The following is a 16,930-nucleotide window of genomic DNA, read 5'->3' as shown; positions in this document are numbered from 1 at the left end:
AAGGACGCGCTTCGCCAAGCGCGAATTAACCAATCCTTATCCGGCGCCCCGTACGAGCACGATCACGATTTACGTAGAAGTTCGAGGGGGATGCCGCATGCGGAAGGCGCGTTTGTATCGGTCGGTGGCGGTGTTCGCGATCATCGCGGCACCCGCGGCGGCGCAGGATCTGCGTGGCGCGGCGGCCAACCAGCCGAAGGACGCCACGCAAGCCGCTTCACCCAACACCGCCGACATCGTCGTCACCGCCACCCGCCGCTCGGAGCGACTGTCGAACGTGCCGATCGCGGTGTCGGCGTTCGGGCAGGCCGCGCTGCAGAATTCGGGCGCGACCGATATCCGCCAAATGACCCAGATTGCGCCGTCGCTGCTGGTCAGTTCGACGGGCAGCGAGGCGAATGCCTCGGCACGCATTCGCGGCGTCGGTACGGTCGGCGACAATCCGGGGCTGGAAAGCTCGGTCGCGGTGTTCATCGACGGCATCTATCGTAGCCGCACCGGCTCGGGGCTCAACGATCTCGGCGAGGTCGAGCGGATCGAGGTCCTTCGCGGGCCGCAGGGAACGCTGTCGGGTCGCAATTCGTCGGCCGGCGCGATCAGCATCTATACCAAGCTGCCCGAGTTCACGTTCGGCGGCATGGGCGAGGTCAGCTACGGCAATTACGACGCCGTCCGCGTGCAGGCCGCGCTGACCGGCCCGGTCATCAAGGACCTGCTCGCCTTCCGCATCGACGGTGTCGCCAGCCGCCGCGACGGCTTTCTGAAGGACGTCGTCAACGATACCGACTTCAACAACCGCAATCGGTATTTCGTGCGCGGGCAATTGCTGTTCACGATCTCGCCGGATCTCGCGGTGCGGTTCATCGGTGATTACACGCGGCGCGACGAGAAGTGCTGCGGCGCGGTCTATGCCGACACGCGCGAGAAGATCGATCCGACGCCGGGCGTGCCGGGCGACTATGCGATCAGCGCCACCAATCCGATCACCGGCATCATGCGTAGTCTTGGCGGCGTGCTGCCCAGCGAGGGCGATCCGTACAACCGCCGCATCGCGCAGACCGCCGGACGCGCGTATAGCAACCTGACCACGGATGGCGGCGTGTCGATGCGCGTCCGCTGGAATCTCGGCGCGACGCAGCTCACCTCGCTGACCGCGTATCGCGAGTATAAGTCGGGCGGCGCGGGCGATATGGACTATTCCAACGTCGACCTGATCTATCGACCCGATGACGGCAACAATTATCGCCAGTTCAAGGTCTTCAGCCATGAGAGCCGCTTCTCTGGCACGATCCTCGACAACAAGCTCGACTGGCTGATCGGCGGCTATTACGCGCACGAGAACCTCGCGCTCGTCGATAACCTGCATTTCGGCGCGCAATATGGTGCGTTCGCGGCCTGCCGTGCGGTGTTGTCGATCAATCCCGCGGCGGCGTTGCGCAATGCCGCCAACCCCGGCTGCCTCAGCAACGCCGGCCGTGCTGCGCTGACCGCCGGGATCGGCGCGACCGCCGTCGCGGGTCTCGACCGGCTGAGCACGCTCAACAATCTCGGAAGCTTGCGCGACGTCTATCGCCAGACGAGCGAGAATTTCGCCTTCTTCACGCACAATATCTATCGGCTGACCGAGCGGCTCAACGTCACGGTGGGCCTGCGCTACACCAACGAACACAAGACGCTCGCGGCCGGGTTCAACAACAACAACACGATCTGCCCGGCGCAGCAGGCGGCACTGCGCCCGTTGCTCGCCAGCACCAGCGCAGCGCTGCGCGCCGTGGCTGGCGGGATCGTCACCCTGTCGTGCATCGGCAATTCCACCGCGGCGCTGACCAACGTGGCGTTGAACGACCAGATCCGCGAGGGGCAGCTGACCGGCACGGGCGTGTTGTCGTGGAAGCCGTTCGCGTCGACGCTGCTCTACGCTTCCTATGCGCGCGGCTATAAGGCCGGCGGCTACAATCTGGACCGTTCGGACCTGAGCGAACTGGTGCTGTCGACCCCACCAGCGTCGAGCGTCCGCAACTTGCGCTTCGATCCGGAGACGGTGAACGCCTACGAATTGGGGCTGAAGTACAGTTCGCGTCAGTTCACCGCGAATGTCGCGGCATTCCGGTCGGAGTTCACCAACTTCCAGCTCAACACCTTCAACGGCACCAATTACATCGTCCAGAACATCGGCGGCTGCGACAAGCCGCTGAACGGCGCGGACCGCGATAACTCGACCGCGACCGGCACGTGTACCGGCAAGGTCGGCAAGGGCCTGGTGACGCAGGGCGTCGAGCTGGAAGTCGGCATGTATCCGACGCCGGACGTGACGGTGAACATCGGCTATACACTGGCCGACGCGAAATATGCGCGGAACCTCGTCGGCAGCAAGGCGGGCGAGCCGCTCAGCGCCGCGCTGTTCCTGCTGCCCGGCGCGCAGATGTCAAACGCGCCGCGCAACACCGTCACCAGTTCGGTCAGCTGGACCCCGGCGATCGGCGGCAACGGCCTGCGCGCATTGTTCTACGTCGACGGGCGAATGACGAGCGATTACAACACCGGATCGGACCTGTTCATCGAGAAGATGCAGGACGGCTTCTTCCTCATGAACGCCCGCATCGGATTGCGCGGCAACGAACAGCGCTGGGCGGTCGAACTCTGGGCGCAGAACCTGCTCGACACCCATTACCAGCAGGTCGCGTTCACCGCGCCGTTCCAGGGGGCCGGGTCGCAATCGCAGGTACAGGCGTTCGGCAGCCCAAGCTTCGCTGCGGCCAACTCGCTGTTTACCTCATTTCTCGGCGAGCCGCGGACTTATGGCCTGACGCTTCGTACGCGGTTCTGATCAACCGGTACTTCAAGGCGGTGACGGGTGATTGGTTCGCACCGATCGCCGCCTTAAGGTCGAGTACCGGCGTCGACCTCTGAAGCCACCTTCCGTCTCTTTACCTTGAACTAGGATCGCGTTTCATCACCATCTTGGACCTAAGTCAGGCGACGCTAAGCAGACGTGAACCGATCCAAGACGATCAGTCGATCAGCGGTCACGCATAGGCGTACGGCCCACCCGCCGCGAGCGCGCGTTGGTACGCCGGACGTGCATGAATACGCTCCAACCAGCTGATCGTGTTGGGGCGGCTGGTATCGAGGCCGGCGCGGCTGCGGGCGGCTTCCAGAGGGAAGCTCATCATGACGTCCGCGGCGGTGAACGTGTCGCCGGCAAACCACGGATGGTCGGCGAGCGACGCCTCGACATAATCGAGATGGCGATCGACCATCGGCTGGATCTGCGTCGCGACGCGACTGCCGATGAGCGGAATGCGCGACACCACCAGCTTGACGAGCAACGGCGGCATCAGCGAGCCTTCGGCGTAATGTAGCCAGAAACGATAGGCGAGCGCGTCATCGCGCTTTGGCGGCGCACCCAGCTGGCCATCGGCGCGATCGACGAGATATTCGACGATCGCGCCGGTCTCCGCGATCACCCGCGCGCCGGTCGAACCATGCGCGCTTTTGTCCTCGATCACCGGTGACTTGCCGAGCGGATGGACGCGGCGCAGTTCGCGCGGAGCGAGCATCGTCGCCTTGTCCCGCTCGTAGCGCTTCACCTCGTAGGGGAGGCCCAGTTCCTCGAGCATCCACAGGATGCGCTGTGAGCGGGAATTCTCGAGATGGTGGACGATGATCGTCATGTCGGCTCCTGCCTGCGCGACCCGGCCCGGATCGCAGCCGTTAACGCGACGGCTCTGCCGCGTATCCATGATCGCACCCGTCGTTCCGGCGTCTCGTTACGAGGCGGCGCCCCCTGCCCGACCGCAACGATCGTCGCCGAGACGATCGCGCTCGCCTGCCGTTGCGCCTCAAAGCGGTTACTTTGGCGCGCTACCTCCACTTGCGCGTAGAATTTCGGACACGCCCGTTAATCGTCCGCGTTGCTCTATGGTTGACGTCGATCGACTTCCATCGATGACCTGCCCGTCGTCCCGCAAACCTGGCTTCAGTCAATCTCAAGAAGGCCCGATCCCAAATATGCCTTCTTGCTTCATCGTCATGAAGCGAAGCCGGGATTATGTCCGGAGACGACGGCATCAAGCTTCTACTACAACGATCCAAGCTATAACCGGCCTGGTCACCCCTCCCCATGCCCCAGGCCAAGAACTTCGACACACGCAGCGTGCACCATAGTCTGGCGCGATCCGCGTGACCATTGAGGACCACGCGGATCACTCGCCGTACGGATCAGACGTCGTCTTCCTCGCTAGGCCCCGCCATCATCCCGTCGGCGACCTGCTCGGTCCGCGCGCGGATCGCCTTTTCCAGACGGTCCTTCATCTCCGGGTTGTCACGAAGGAAATTCTTGGAGTTCTCACGCCCCTGCCCGATCCGCACTGAGTCATAGGAGAACCAGGCTCCGGCCTTCTCCACGAGCCCGGCCTTGACCCCGATGTCGAGGATCTCGCCGATCTTAGAGATGCCCTCGCCATACATGATGTCGAACTCGACCTGCTTGAACGGCGGGGCGACCTTGTTCTTCACGACCTTTACGCGCGTCGCGTTACCGATCACCTCGTCACGGTCCTTGATCGCACCCGTACGGCGAATATCGAGGCGAACCGAGGCGTAGAACTTCAGCGCGTTACCCCCCGTCGTCGTCTCCGGATTGCCGTACATGACACCGATCTTCATGCGCAGCTGGTTGATGAAGATCACCATGCAGCGCGACCGGCTGATCGAGCCGGTCAGCTTGCGCAACGACTGCGACATCAGCCGCGCCTGAAGACCGACATGGCTGTCGCCCATCTCACCCTCGATTTCGGCGCGCGGCACGAGCGCTGCGACGGAGTCGACCACCAGCACGTCGATCGCGTTCGAACGCACCAAAGTGTCGACAATCTCGAGCGCCTGCTCACCCGTGTCCGGCTGCGAGACGATCAGTTCGTCGATATTGACGCCCAGCTTCTTGGCATAAACCGGATCGAGCGCGTGCTCGGCGTCGACGAACGCGGCAGTCCCGCCGGACTTTTGCGCCTCGGCAATGACGTGGAGCGCGAGCGTAGTCTTTCCCGAGCTTTCGGGGCCATAGACTTCGATCACCCGCCCACGCGGCAACCCGCCGACGCCGAGCGCGATGTCGAGCCCGAGCGAACCGGTCGAGATCGCCTCGACCTGCATCGTTTCCTTCTGGCCCAGCTTCATCGCCGAGCCCTTGCCGAAGGCGCGGTCGATTTGCGCGAGGGCGGCGTCGAGCGCCTTTTGACGGTCTGTGTTCGCGGTTGCCATGCCGGTATCGATCACCTGAAGTTTGGCGGCCATTGCCGTGGAGCCTTTCGCTAGAGCAACCGCGCGCCGCATTCAACGCGCCGTGCCGTTGTATTCAGTTTGTTCCCGAAGAACAAGTAGAGAACTTCAGCCCGAATACAAGCACTCAGCCGGCCGTGGCCCCGCGCAGACGACAGGGAATCAGCCGATCGTGGTCGCGCAGAACCACCAGTCAGGAGCATCCGCCGCGATCCGTTTTGCGGCGGAATCGCGCGCTTCGGTGTCACGGAACAGCGCGAAACAGGTCGCGCCGGAGCCGGACATGCGCGTCAGGATCGCCCCCGGTGAAGCGGCGAGCCCGGAAATAACAGCGCCGATCACGGGTGCGATCGCTTCGGCGGGCGGTTGGAGGTCGTTTCTGCCCGCCAGGGCACGCTCCAGTGTCGTTCCGGTCAGATCGAGCGCGCCGCGGTCCACCCCGTCCCAGTGCGCGAAGACCTGCGCGGTCGACACCGCCACGCCGGGATTGACCAGCAACGCCGGCATGTCGCCGAGCCCCAGCACCGGCGCGAGGGCATCACCGCGTCCGCGCCCGAACGTCGGGCAGCCGAGCAGGCAGGCCGGAACGTCCGCGCCCAGATCGACCGCGATCGTCAGCAGTCGCGGCGTGTCGACCGGCAGCCCGTGCAACCGGGCGAGCGCGCGCAGTGTCGCAGCGGCATCCGCCGAACCCCCGCCGATCCCGGAGGCGACCGGCAGATGCTTGTCGAGCGTCAGCGCATGGATCGCATCGGGTGCGAACGCCTGGCGGAACGCCGCCTCGGCACGCGTTACGAGATTGTTGGCCACCGGGCCGACCGCCGCGGCGAACGGACCGGTGACGGTGAAGCTCGGCGTCGTCGCGGGCGCGACCGTCACCTGATCGCCGTCGCGCGCGAAGACGAACAATGTCTCCAGCTCGTGATAGCCGTCCGCCCGCCGCGCGCGGACGTGCAGCGCGAGGTTGAGCTTGGCGGGGGCGGTCTCGACGATCATCACTGCGGCAGTCCCTGTTCGATCTTGGCAGCAAGCCGCGCGGTCTCGACCGGGGTCGCGGTCGCCTGCGCAGCGGTCCAGGCGTAGCGCGCCTCGTAGCGGCGACCGGCCTGCCAATAGAGGTCGCCGAGATGCTCACCGATCTCGGCGCTGAGCGGGTCGCCCTCCGCCGCTCGCTCGACCAAGGGCAAGGCGCGCGCGGGTTGTCCGCGCAGGTACAGCGCCCAGCCGAGCGAGTCGGCGATCGCGGCATCGTCGGGCTTCAGCCGCGCGGCCTTCTCCAGCATCGCCTGCGCCTCGTCGATCCGCTCACGATGCTGCGTCAGCGCATAGCCCAGATAATTGAGCGCGAGCGGCTGGTCGGGGCCCTTCGCGAGCGCCTTCTGCAACGCATCGCGCGCCGCGGGCCACTGCCCGGCCCCGTCGAGCGCGGCGCCATATTGCAGCCAGTCGGTCCAATCGGCCGCCGCACCGGCCTGCTTCACCAGCCGCGCGTAAAGCGGCACCGCCTGCGCGGGGCGGTCGAGCCGCAGCTGCAGGTCGGCGAGCCGTTGGATGTCGCCGATCGGCGTCTTCTTCGTCACGGACAGCGTGTCGAGCACCGCCAGCGCCTCGTCCGCGCGCCCGCCATCGGCGAGCATCTGGACCCGCCCTGTCGCGGCGAGCGACGCATAGGGGCTGTCGGCGGGCACCTCGGCGAGCATCGCCAGCCCGGCATCAAGCGCATCGTCCCCCGCGAGCACCCCGGCGAGCAACAGCCGCGCGCGATCGTTGGCCGGATCGGCGCGCAGCGCAGCGCGGAGCAACGTGTAGGTGAGCACGCCGGGATCCTCGCCGGTCGCCAGATCGGCGGCTATACGCGTGAACAGATGCGAGGCGCCGAACGCGAGCGTCGGGCGCGTGCCGCGCGTCGGCTCGATCCGCAGCGCGGTCGCCCCGGCATCGTCGTCGAGCAAGGCGCGCGCCGCCTTGTCCTTGCCCTGCCCGATCAGCAGCCGCGCCGCCGCGACGTGCTCGTCGAACGCGGCGAGGTCCGCCGCTCCGCCCAGCGCGCGCACCGCCGTCACGCCCTCGTCGATACGGCCGGTCGCGATCAGCAGCAGCGCGCGCGTCTCGGCCGCGAAGCGCCGCGCGACCGGCTCGTCCGGGGCCTGCGCCAGCGCGGCGAACGGATCGGCGCCGGCCTCCAGCGCGAGCCATGCGCGCAACGGGGGCGCGAGGATGCGCAGCCGGTCCCCGTCGAAGCGCTTGAGCGCCGCCTCCGCACCCGCGCGGTCGCCGTCGCGCGCGGCGCGGGCGAGCGTCAGCAGCGCGATGTCGGAGGGTGCGGCCTTCTGTGCGGCGAGCGCGGCGGCGGCGCGATCGGCGAGCGGCATGTCACCGGCGCGCACCGCGGCGCGGAACGTGCGCAGCGCGATCGCGATATCCTGCGGATCGTCGGCGAGCACGCGGGCGTAATCCTGCGCGGCGCTGGCGACCGCGCCGTCCGCCTCCGCGATCCGCGCGCGCGCATAGGCGGCCGGGTCGACCGTGGCCGCCGCGACGGGCAGCGCGGTGACGGCGAGCGTCGCGGCGAGCGGGAGCGCGAGGCGGCGGGTAAGCGTGACGACGGCCTTTCGGATGCGGTGGGTCGAAGGCCGGTCGGGGTAGAGGGGGCGGACGGCGAGGTCCAGTGGCGGCGGGCGGCGGGTCATGCACGACACAACACGCGAGGGGGCGGGTGCGTTCAGGGGGCGTTGGTGTGGGATGCGAATGGCTGGGTTTGGGGAGTGGAGTGCTTTGTCTCAGGGCTCGCCGAGGGCCTTAGCCGAAAGTTTAGTTGTCGCTTTCCGGGTATTGAAATGTGGAAACGGGACGCAGAACGCTTTCTCCGGTCTCAATCAGGCCGACTTTTTGAAGAACGAGCTTACCAGCCGCCGGCCCGACGATGTCACGCTTTCCAGTGCGAACCACGTATGACCGAACAGAAATTGCCGCGATGGTAGTGCGGTTCCTTATCGGCAATGACATCGGCTTTGACGTTACCGAAGGTGGTGTCAGGTTTTTGCCTGATACCTTCATAAAATGCTTGGATTATGTCTTCCTTGAAGTTGGGAGTGCGTGGAAAGGCCTCGACCACTGCGTTGCGGACGTCATCCTCATATTGGTCGTAGGTTAGGCCCAACACGTCCATCTCGACGCCAGCGGTGGTGAGCGCGATTACTGGATGCATAAACTCGGGCACACCCGGCGTAGTATGGAGGGCGATCGCGGCCCAAACCTTCTCGATGTCCGCCGGGTCGATCTTCCAGCCCAAGAGGAAGGCGCGCGCGGCGTTGGCGCCATCGACCTCAAAGCGAAGATCCGGGCTACTGTACGATGACATCAAGCCAATGTCGTGGAACATGGTGGCGGCGTAGAGCAGCTCCGAGTTGAAGGTCAGTCCGCGTTGTCGGCCTGCGATTGCGCCGAAGTAAAACACCCGGCTCGAATGATTGAAGAGGAGATCGCTCTCGGTGTCGCGGACGAACTCCGTGATCGCCCGGCCAAACTTACTATCGGGCACAGCGACGCCAGCGATGGTCGGGTTCGCGCAAGACGTTTTCGTCACGGTCGGTACTCCATCCAAGCGCCCGGCCAGCCCGTGTGGGCACAACAGAAAGGGCGCGGTTGACGCGGCCGATTTCGCAGCTGCATGACATGGCAGCAATTGGACGTCACAGTGATTTTCTGCCAATCGGCGTTCATATCCGGCAGCCAGAAGGCGCGACGCAATTTGATCATGATGAAGGACGTGGCAGTCATTATCCACGATGGCGTACAGGCGCTGGACGTGGCAGGCCCGTTGGATGTGTTTACCGAGGCCACAGCGCTCTTGGGTGCAGACGACGGCTATTCGTGCCAGCTCCTTGCCACGTCTGCAGAGCCGGTGCGTGCCTCCAACGGCATGACCATAGTCCCCGACCTGACACTGGAACAAGCACCGCGCCGCTTCGACATCGTGTTGGTCGCCGGCGGACCGGCGCTATCCGACACATCGCCCGACTACCGGCTATCCGCGTGGCTAAAGCAGTGGGCCGTGCGGGCCGAACGCTACGGCTCGATTTGCACGGGCGCTTTCACGCTCGGACACGCCGGCTTGCTCGATCAACGCACAGCAACGACCCACTGGCAGAATGCGGCCAAACTGGCCGAAATGTTCCCCAATGCCAACATAGACGGCGACCGCATCTATGCGCGCGATGGTGCACTTGTCACATCGGCGGGCGTAACGGCAGGGATCGACATGACCTTGGCGCTGATCGGCGAAGATCACGGCGAGGCGCTGGCGCTCGCCTCTGCCAAGCGGCTCGTCGTAGTGGCGCAAAGACAGGGCGGCCAATCTCAATTCAGCCCCTTGCTCACGCGGCGCACCGATCCGGATACGCCGATCGGGCGCGTGCAAGCCCATGTCATAGCACACCACCACCAGCCACTGCCCGTCTCGCGCCTTGCCGAAATCGCTGGCACGAGCGTACGCAGTATTGCGCGCCTCTTTGTCACGGAGCTTGGGATAACGCCGCACGAGTTCGTTGAGGCCATAAGGCTCGACCAGGCGCGCAACCTCCTTGAAGCGACAGATGCGCCGTTGAAGTCGATCGCGTTTGACACTGGCTTTGCCAGCCCCGATCAAATGCGAGCCGCTTTTCAGCGTCGATTGAAGGTTAGCCCGGCCCGCTATCGGGAGAGCTTCCGTGTAGCTTCGCCTGAAGAGACATAGATCGTGCGGCGAAATGGAGGGGTGCGTGAATCCCTCAACAGCAGTGCCCGCTGTTCCCGGTCGGAACCCCTTGTAGGAAGGAAGCCGCGGGTAATTGCGCCGAGGCGGTCAGCACGGCCGCCTTTCCTGCCATCCGTTGCCGATTATTCTTTCCCGAGCTCGTGCTCTTTGCTTCACGGCCGAAAACAGGGCATCGCCCCGGATCGGGTCCGGGACAACGATCGGTCGGTCACATGTTCGGATAGTTCGGACCGCCGCCGCCTTCCGGCACCACCCAGTTGATGTTCTGTGTCGGGTCCTTGATGTCGCACGTCTTGCAGTGGACGCAATTCTGCGCGTTGATGACGAACTTCGGGTCGCCGGTTTCCTCGCCGACGATCTCGTACACGCCCGCCGGGCAGTAACGCTGCGCCGGTTCGTCGTAGAGCGGCAGGTTGTAGGCGACCGGGACGTCCGGGTCCTTGAGCGTGAGGTGGACCGGCTGGTCCTCCTCGTGGTTGGTGTTCGACAGGAACACCGACGACAGGCGATCGAAGGTCAGCACGCCGTCCGCCTTCGGATAGTCGATCTTCTTGACGAGATCCTTGCGCCACAAGGTCTCGTGGTCCGGGTGATGATGCAGCGTGAACGGCATCTTGAGCCCGACATATTCCGCCCACATCGTAACGCCCGCCAGACCCGAGCCGAGCAGGTCGCCGAACTTCTTGACCAGCGGCACGACGTTGCGGACGATCGACAGCTCCTTCTTGACCCAGCTGCGCTCGAACGCCTCCGGATAGGCGGCCAGTTCGTCGCCGCCGCGCTGCGACAGGATCGCGTCGACCGCGGCCTCGGCGGCGAGCATCCCGCTCTTCATCGCGGTGTGGGTGCCCTTGATGCGCGGCACGTTGAGGAAGCCGGCGCTGTCGCCGATCAGCGCGCCGCCCGGGAAGACCAGCTTCGGGATCGACTGCAACCCGCCGTCGCTGATCGCGCGCGCGCCGTAGCTGACGCGCTTGCCGCCCTTGAGCAGCGCGGCGACCTGCGGATGGGTCTTCCACTTCTGCATCTCCTGGAACGGGGAGACATAGGGGTTGGAATAGTTGAGCCACGTCACGAAGCCGATCGACACCTGCCCGCCGGCCTGGTGGTAGATCCAGCCGCCGCCGTTGCCGCCATGCTCGCTGAGCGGCCAGCCCTGCGTGTGGACGACCTTGCCGGGTTCGTGGAGCGCGGGGTCGATGTCCCACAATTCCTTGACGCCCAGGCCATAGACCTGCGGATCGCAATCGCGGCGCAGGTCGAAGATGCGCATCAGTTCCTTGGAGAGGTGCCCACGGCAGCCCTCGGAGAAGAAGGTGTATTTGGCGTGGAGTTCGAGGCCGGGCTGATAGTCGCCCTTGTGCGTGCCGTCGCGCGCGACGCCCATGTCGCCGGTCGCGACGCCCTTCACGCTGCCGTCCTCGTTGAACAGGATCTCGGCGGCGGCGAAGCCGGGGAAGATCTCGACGCCCAGCTCCTCGGCCTTGCCGGCGAGCCAGCGGCACAGGTTGGCGAGCGAGCCGGTGTACGTGCCCTTGTTGTGGAGGAACGGCGGGGTCCACAGGTGGGGGAGGTTGACCTTGCCCGCCTTGGTCAGCACCCAGTGGACGTTCTGCGTCACCGGCACCTCGGCGAGCGGGCAACCGTCGTCGCGCCACGTCGGGAGCAATTCGTCGAGCGTCTGCGGGTCGATCACCGCGCCCGACAGGATGTGCGCGCCGACCTCCGAGCCCTTTTCGAGCACGCAGACCGAGAGGTCCGCATCGCGTTCGGCGGCGAGCTGCTTGAGGCGGATCGCCGCCGACAGCCCGGCCGGGCCGGCGCCGACGATCACCACGTCATAGGGCATGGATTCGCGGTCGCTCACTTCGTCATCTCCTGCGCGCGCACCCGCACCGGGCGCTCGTCGTATCGTGCCAACGTTCTGTCGGCATCGGCGGTGCCAGCAAGTTGACCTTCGCGTCAACTCTCCATCCTATGGCGCCATGGGGGCCGATCAGAATCTCGACTGGACGAAGGCGGCGGCCAGCGCGCTCGACTGGTGGCACGATGCCGGGGTCGACGTGGTGGTCGGCGACGACGGGTTCGCGTGGCTCGACAGCGCGGCGCGGCAGCTCGCCGCGCGGCAGGCGGTACGTCCGGCGGTGGCCGAGGTCGCGCCGGCCAGCGACGCGCTGCCCGAGAATGCGACGGCGTTCGCGGCATGGCGGATCGGCGAGGCCGCGCCGGAAGCGCGCTGGGGCGGCGGCGCGATCGCGGCGAGCGGGCCGGCAGACGCGGAGCTGATGGTGTTCGTCGACTGCCCGGAGCGCGACGATCGCGAATTGCTGATGGAGGGCGAGGTCGGACGGCTGTTCGAGCGGATGCTTGCCGCGATCGGGCGCTCGCGTGCCGATACCGCGCTCGCCTCGGTCTGCGTGCGGCGGCCGACCACCGGTCGCGTGCCGCGCGAGACCGAGGCGCGGCTGGGCGAGATCGCGCGGCATCATGTCGGGCTCGCCGCGCCGAAGCGGTTGCTGGTGATGGGCGATGCGGCCAGCCGTGCGATCCTGACGATGAACGTCGCCGATGCGCGCGGTCGTTTTCATACACTTAACCATAAGAATGGCAGGGTCACGCAAGTCGTGGCGAGCCATCATCCGCGCTTCCTGCTCGACCGGCCTGCGGCGAAGGCGGAAGCGTGGAAGGATTTGTTGTTGCTGACCGGGGAGGTCGAATCGTGAAAGTTGCGTATGCCTCCGGGCTGATGATCGCCACCGCCATGGCGCTGATCGCGCCGGCACAGGCCGCGCCGGTCGGCGGCGGATTGCCGGTGATCGCGCCCCTGCCCCGCCGCCCTCGGCGAGCGAAGACGCCGGCATCCCGGCGCAGCTGACCCCCGAGCAGCGGAGCGCCTATCGCGCGGTGTTCGCCGCGATCCATGAAGGGCGCTGGACCGATGCGCAGCTCGCGCTCGACGGCATGGCGACCGGCCCGCTCCACGCCTATGCGCGTGCCGAGCTGTACACTGCCAAGGGCTCGCCCAAGGCAGACGGCGCGGCGGTCGCGCGGTTGCTGGCCGAGGCGCCCGAGCTGCCACAGGGCGATGCGCTGCTGCGCGTGGCGAAGGCGCGCGGGATCAGCGACCTGCCCGTCCTCCCCGAACAGCAGCGGCTGATCTGGAACGATGGCGCCCCGATCCGCGTGCGCGCCAAGGCGACCGCCAGCGACCAGATCGCCGCCGATCTGGCGGTGAAGATGCAGCCGTTCGTCAAGGCCGATCTGGGCGCAGAGGCGCAGACGCTGCTGGAGAGCACCTTCGGCCTGTCGCCCGAGGCGCAGACCGAGTGGCAGGCACGGATCGCGTGGATCTATTTCCTGCAAGGGCTCGACCCGCAGGCGCGCGCGATGGGTGCGAAGGCCGCGCTGGGTAGTGGCGACTGGGCGATCCACGGGCGCTGGACGCAGGCGCTGGCGGCGTGGCGGCAGCAGGATTGCGCGACGACGCAGACCGAGTTCGAGAATGTCGCGGCGCGTAGCCCCGATATCGATCTGCGCGCCACCGCCCTGTTCTGGGCGGCGCGCGCCGACATGGCGTGCGGGCGGCCCGACAAGGTCGAGGCGCGGCTGAAGGTCGCGGCGCAATATGGCGAGACCTTCTATGGGCTGCTCGCGCGACAAGCGCTGGGGTTGGCGATGCCGGCCGTGCGCCCGCAGCGGGTCTCGGCGGACTGGACGCGGTTAGAGCGGCGTCCGAACATCCGCGTCGCCGCAGCGCTGGCCGAGATCGGCGAGAGTGACGATGCCGATCGCGTGGTGCGGCAACAGGCACGGATCGGCACGCCGGCCGAGTTCACCAGCCTCGTCCGTTTCAGCGAATCGCTGAACCTGCCCGCGACGACCGTGTGGCTGGCCCACAATCTGCCGCAGGGCACGGTCGCTACCGCTGACACGCGCTATCCGATGCCGAACTGGACGCCGGACACCGGGTGGCGGATCGACAAGGCGCTGGTCTACGCCCACACGCTGCAGGAATCGGGTTTCCGCAACAAGGTGCGCAGCCCGGCGGGGGCATTCGGGCTCATGCAGATCATGCCCGCCGCCGCGACCGATTACATGCGCGAGCGTGGACTGACGATCGACCAGGATGCGCTGGCGCGGCCGTCGACCAATATCGATATCGGACAGCGGCATATCGAGAAGCTGCGCGACATGGGGCTGACCGGTGGGCTGCTGCCCAAGGTGATCGCCGCCTATAATGCCGGGCCGAAGCCGGTCGGCGAATGGAACGCGCTGGTCCACGATAACGGCGATCCGCTGCTCTATATCGAGAGCATCCCGTATTGGGAGACGCGCGGCTATGTGGTGACGGTGCTGCGCAACTACTGGATGTACGAGGCGCAGGGCGGCAAGGCGAAGAGCCCGAGCCGTGCGGCGCTGGCGCAGGGCATGTGGCCGCGCTTCCCCGGCCTGCCCGGGGCAAGCGCGGTGCGGATGAACCCTGCGCCGAACACCGCGCTGGCGGTGAACGCCAGCGTCGGGGTGCAGACGCCGATCCAGTCGAACTGAGCGCGGGGGATTTTAGTCCGGGAGCATATGCCTCCCGTTCGTGCTGAGCTTGTCGAAGCACGTGCCCGGTCGCACGCCCTTCGACAAGCTCAGGGCGAACGGGGTGAGTGACAGGGTCCGATTTGCTTTGAGCGGCCCGCTGGACGCCTCCGCCCCGCCCCGCTACCTCGACGCTATGCCGATCGACGAAAGCCGCGCCTTCCTGCCCGTCCGCATCGCGGTCCTTACCGTGTCCGACACGCGCGGGCTGGCGGAGGATCGCTCTGGCGACACGTTGGTCGAGCGCCTGTTCAACGCGGGGCACCTTCTCGCCGAGCGCGCGATCCTGCGCGACGACGTCGACGCGATCATCGCGCAACTCCACCGCTGGATCGACGATCCGCGGATCGATTGCATCATCACCACCGGCGGCACCGGCGTCACCGGGCGCGACGTGACACCCGAGGCGGTCGAGCGCGTCGCGGACAAGATGATCCCCGGCTTCGGCGAATTGTTCCGCTGGCTGAGCTTCCAGACGATCGGCACCTCGACGGTGCAGAGCCGCGCCTGCGCCTGCGTGGCGCGGGGAACCTATGTGTTCGCGCTGCCGGGGTCGACCGGCGCGGTGAAGGACGCGTGGGACGGCATCCTGTCGACGCAACTGGATAGCCGCCACCGGCCGTGCAATTTCGTCGAATTGATGCCGCGGCTGATGGAGCGATAGGGTCGGTGCGACCCCAGGTCGATCCGTCATCGCGAGCGTAGCGACGCAATCCAGCGCCGGATCAGGACGCCCTGGATTGCTTCGCTACGCTCGTAATGCCGGCAAGCGCCAGTTCAGCCCGCCTGCGACGCCGCCAGCTCGTGGCCGTCGATATCGCGAAAGTGGAAGCGCCGTCCGCCCGGAAAGGCGAAGATCGGCACGGTGATCGTCCCGCCTGCGCGTTCGACGGCATCCTGTACCGCCTCCAGATCCTCCACCTCGATCACCGGCAAAGGCGCGGCGATCCGATCCGCCGCGGCGTCGAGTCCGACGTCGGTGTCGCCGCTGAGCGTCGCCGCATAATCCGGGCCGAAGTCGGTGAAGGTCCAGCCGAACGCCTGCGCATAGAAGCCTTTCGACGCTGCACGGTCGCGGGTCGGCAATTCGAGATAATAGAGGCGGGCCACATCGAATCTCCCTGTTTGTTCTTGTAACGTTCTATTCGGCCGGATAGCCTCGCGCAATGGCGAATCCACGGCCTCACCGCGGCGCGACCCTCAATGCACGGAGCGCGCGCTTCAATCTGCCGCAGGCGGAAGAGGATGACGACTGGCGCGACGCGCGCACGCTGATCGACGGCGCGCCGCCGCCGGTGCGCACGACCGTCACCGTCGAGCATCCGCGCTCGATCATCTCGCGCAACCAGTCTCCCGACGTGCCGTTCGATCGCTCGATCAACGCCTATCGCGGCTGCGAACATGGCTGCATCTATTGCTTCGCACGGCCGAGCCATGCCTTCCACGATCTGTCGCCGGGGCTCGATTTCGAGACCAAGCTGTTCGCCAAGCCCGATGCCGCCACGTTGCTGCGCGCCGAGCTGCGTAAGCCCGGCTATGCCTGTGCGCCGATCGCGATGGGGACGAACACCGATCCCTATCAGCCGATCGAGCGCGAATGGCGGATCACGCGCGCGCTGATCGAGGTGCTGGCGGCATGCGATCATCCTTTGGTCATCACCACCAAGTCCGACCGGGTGGTGCGCGATCTCGATCTGCTCGGCCCGATGGCTGCCAAGGGGCTGGTCGCGGTGGCGATGTCGGTGACCTCGCTCGATCCGCGCATCGCGATGACGCTGGAGCCGCGCGCGACCACGCCCGAACGGCGGCTGGCGGCGGTGCGCGCGCTGAGCGACGCAGGCGTGCCGACCTATGTCAACATGGCGCCGGTGATCCCCGCGATCACCGACAGCGAGGTCGAGACGATCGTCGCGCGCGCGGCAGCGGCGGGGGCGCTGGGCGTGTCGTACATTCCGGTACGGCTGCCGTGGGAGGTCGCGCCGCTGTTTCGCGCGTGGCTCGACGAACATTATCCCGATCGCGCGGGGAAGGTCATGGCGATCATCCAGTCGCTGCGGGGTGGCAAGGACAATGACCCGCGCTTCGGAATGCGGATGAAGGGTCAGGGGCCGTGGGCGGAGTTGCTGCGCACGCGCTTTCGGATCGCGCGGACCAAGGCGGGATTTCCCGACCGGCGGCGTGCGCTGGACCTGCGGTGCGATCTGTTCCGCAAGCCGGCTGGCGCGCAGGGGGAGTTATTTTAGCGGCTTGATCGTCGTTGTCAGCGGAGCGGAGCAATCGAGGGCGCCTTGCTCCGGCCCCGGGCCG

At 66.5% G+C, this 16,930-nt stretch carries 14 protein-coding genes; 7 read left to right on the top strand and 7 right to left on the bottom strand.

Annotated features, from left to right (window positions below; translation table 11 throughout):
- The first annotated feature begins 97 nt into the window (after positions 1 to 97).
- The gene (locus tag QP166_RS03020; protein WP_333914566.1) at positions 98 to 2,827 is read left to right on the top strand and encodes a TonB-dependent receptor; all 2,730 of its coding nucleotides are present in this window, start codon (positions 98 to 100) and stop codon (positions 2,825 to 2,827) included.
- A gap of 199 nt (positions 2,828 to 3,026) precedes the next feature.
- Here QP166_RS03020 and QP166_RS03015 read toward each other — a convergent pair whose 3' ends face one another.
- The 5 genes from QP166_RS03015 to QP166_RS02995 all read right to left on the bottom strand — a co-directional run bounded on the left by QP166_RS03015 (position 3,027) and on the right by QP166_RS02995 (position 8,866).
- On the bottom strand, positions 3,027 to 3,674 hold the full coding sequence (locus tag QP166_RS03015) for a glutathione S-transferase family protein (protein ID WP_333914565.1): 648 nt from the start codon (positions 3,672 to 3,674) through the stop codon (positions 3,027 to 3,029).
- Between the two features lie 547 nt (positions 3,675 to 4,221).
- Positions 4,222 to 5,295, bottom strand: a complete 1,074-nt coding sequence (recA, locus tag QP166_RS03010; RefSeq protein ID WP_333914564.1) for a recombinase RecA — start codon at positions 5,293 to 5,295, stop codon at positions 4,222 to 4,224.
- Between the two features lie 147 nt (positions 5,296 to 5,442).
- A complete protein-coding gene (locus tag QP166_RS03005) occupies positions 5,443 to 6,276 on the bottom strand; it encodes a 4-(cytidine 5'-diphospho)-2-C-methyl-D-erythritol kinase (RefSeq protein ID WP_333917241.1) in 834 nt (277 codons plus the stop codon).
- Positions 6,276 to 7,970, bottom strand: a complete 1,695-nt coding sequence (locus QP166_RS03000; protein ID WP_333914563.1) for a tetratricopeptide repeat protein — start codon at positions 7,968 to 7,970, stop codon at positions 6,276 to 6,278. Before QP166_RS03000 ends, QP166_RS03005 begins: the two co-directional genes overlap by 1 nt.
- A 236-nt stretch (positions 7,971 to 8,206) precedes the next feature.
- Entirely contained in the window at positions 8,207 to 8,866 is a 660-nt protein-coding gene (locus QP166_RS02995) for an HD domain-containing protein (protein ID WP_333914562.1), read from the bottom strand.
- A gap of 84 nt (positions 8,867 to 8,950) precedes the next feature.
- Here QP166_RS02995 and QP166_RS02990 point away from each other — a divergent pair, with 84 nt between their 5' ends.
- Entirely contained in the window at positions 8,951 to 10,015 is a 1,065-nt protein-coding gene (locus tag QP166_RS02990; protein ID WP_333914561.1) for a GlxA family transcriptional regulator, read from the top strand.
- A 229-nt stretch (positions 10,016 to 10,244) separates the two neighbouring features.
- On the opposite strand, the gene QP166_RS02985 is transcribed toward QP166_RS02990, so the two are convergent.
- Positions 10,245 to 11,903, bottom strand: a complete 1,659-nt coding sequence (locus QP166_RS02985; protein ID WP_333914560.1) for an electron transfer flavoprotein-ubiquinone oxidoreductase — start codon at positions 11,901 to 11,903, stop codon at positions 10,245 to 10,247.
- Positions 11,904 to 12,021: 118 nt separating this feature from the next.
- Between QP166_RS02985 and QP166_RS02980 the strand changes: the two genes are divergently transcribed.
- The 4 genes from QP166_RS02980 (at position 12,022) to moaB (ending at position 15,287) form a co-directional block, all read left to right on the top strand.
- Positions 12,022 to 12,759: a uracil-DNA glycosylase family protein gene (locus tag QP166_RS02980; protein WP_333914559.1), complete on the top strand. Its 738-nt coding sequence runs from the start codon at positions 12,022 to 12,024 to the stop codon at positions 12,757 to 12,759.
- The gene (locus QP166_RS02975) at positions 12,756 to 12,911 is read left to right on the top strand and encodes a hypothetical protein (protein ID WP_333914558.1); all 156 of its coding nucleotides are present in this window, start codon (positions 12,756 to 12,758) and stop codon (positions 12,909 to 12,911) included. Before QP166_RS02980 ends, QP166_RS02975 begins: the two co-directional genes overlap by 4 nt.
- Positions 12,912 to 12,940: 29 nt before the next feature.
- A complete protein-coding gene (locus QP166_RS02970) occupies positions 12,941 to 14,584 on the top strand; it encodes a lytic transglycosylase domain-containing protein (protein ID WP_333914557.1) in 1,644 nt (547 codons plus the stop codon).
- 175 nt (positions 14,585 to 14,759) lie between these two features.
- A complete protein-coding gene (gene moaB / locus QP166_RS02965) occupies positions 14,760 to 15,287 on the top strand; it encodes a molybdenum cofactor biosynthesis protein B (RefSeq protein WP_333917240.1) in 528 nt (175 codons plus the stop codon).
- A 113-nt stretch (positions 15,288 to 15,400) separates the two neighbouring features.
- Here the strand turns inward: moaB and QP166_RS02960 are convergent, their stop codons facing one another.
- Positions 15,401 to 15,733 carry a VOC family protein gene (locus QP166_RS02960; protein ID WP_333914556.1) on the bottom strand — a complete coding sequence of 111 codons (333 nt, stop codon included), beginning with the start codon at positions 15,731 to 15,733 and terminating at the stop codon, positions 15,401 to 15,403.
- 56 nt (positions 15,734 to 15,789) lie between these two features.
- Between QP166_RS02960 and QP166_RS02955 the strand changes: the two genes are divergently transcribed.
- Positions 15,790 to 16,866 (top strand): PA0069 family radical SAM protein, encoded by a 1,077-nt coding sequence (locus tag QP166_RS02955; RefSeq protein ID WP_333914555.1) that lies wholly within the window; start codon positions 15,790 to 15,792, stop codon positions 16,864 to 16,866.
- The last annotated feature ends 64 nt before the right edge of the window (positions 16,867 to 16,930 follow it).

Source organism: Sphingomonas sp. LR60, from assembly GCF_036855935.1.
In the GTDB taxonomy this organism is placed as follows: domain Bacteria; phylum Pseudomonadota; class Alphaproteobacteria; order Sphingomonadales; family Sphingomonadaceae; genus Sphingomonas.
This window is presented reverse-complemented; position numbering and strand designations above follow the sequence as displayed.

Coding starts and splice junctions, on each gene's coding strand:
- QP166_RS03020 (WP_333914566.1), top strand. CDS start 98: ATGCGGAAGGCGCGTTTGTATCGGTCGGTGGCGGTGTTCGCGATCATC.
- QP166_RS03015 (WP_333914565.1), bottom strand. CDS start 3,674: ATGACGATCATCGTCCACCATCTCGAGAATTCCCGCTCACAGCGCATC.
- recA (WP_333914564.1), bottom strand. CDS start 5,295: ATGGCCGCCAAACTTCAGGTGATCGATACCGGCATGGCAACCGCGAAC.
- QP166_RS03005 (WP_333917241.1), bottom strand. CDS start 6,276: ATGATCGTCGAGACCGCCCCCGCCAAGCTCAACCTCGCGCTGCACGTC.
- QP166_RS03000 (WP_333914563.1), bottom strand. CDS start 7,970: ATGACCCGCCGCCCGCCGCCACTGGACCTCGCCGTCCGCCCCCTCTAC.
- QP166_RS02990 (WP_333914561.1), top strand. CDS start 8,951: ATGACATGGCAGCAATTGGACGTCACAGTGATTTTCTGCCAATCGGCG.
- QP166_RS02980 (WP_333914559.1), top strand. CDS start 12,022: ATGGGGGCCGATCAGAATCTCGACTGGACGAAGGCGGCGGCCAGCGCG.
- moaB (WP_333917240.1), top strand. CDS start 14,760: ATGCCGATCGACGAAAGCCGCGCCTTCCTGCCCGTCCGCATCGCGGTC.
- QP166_RS02955 (WP_333914555.1), top strand. CDS start 15,790: ATGGCGAATCCACGGCCTCACCGCGGCGCGACCCTCAATGCACGGAGC.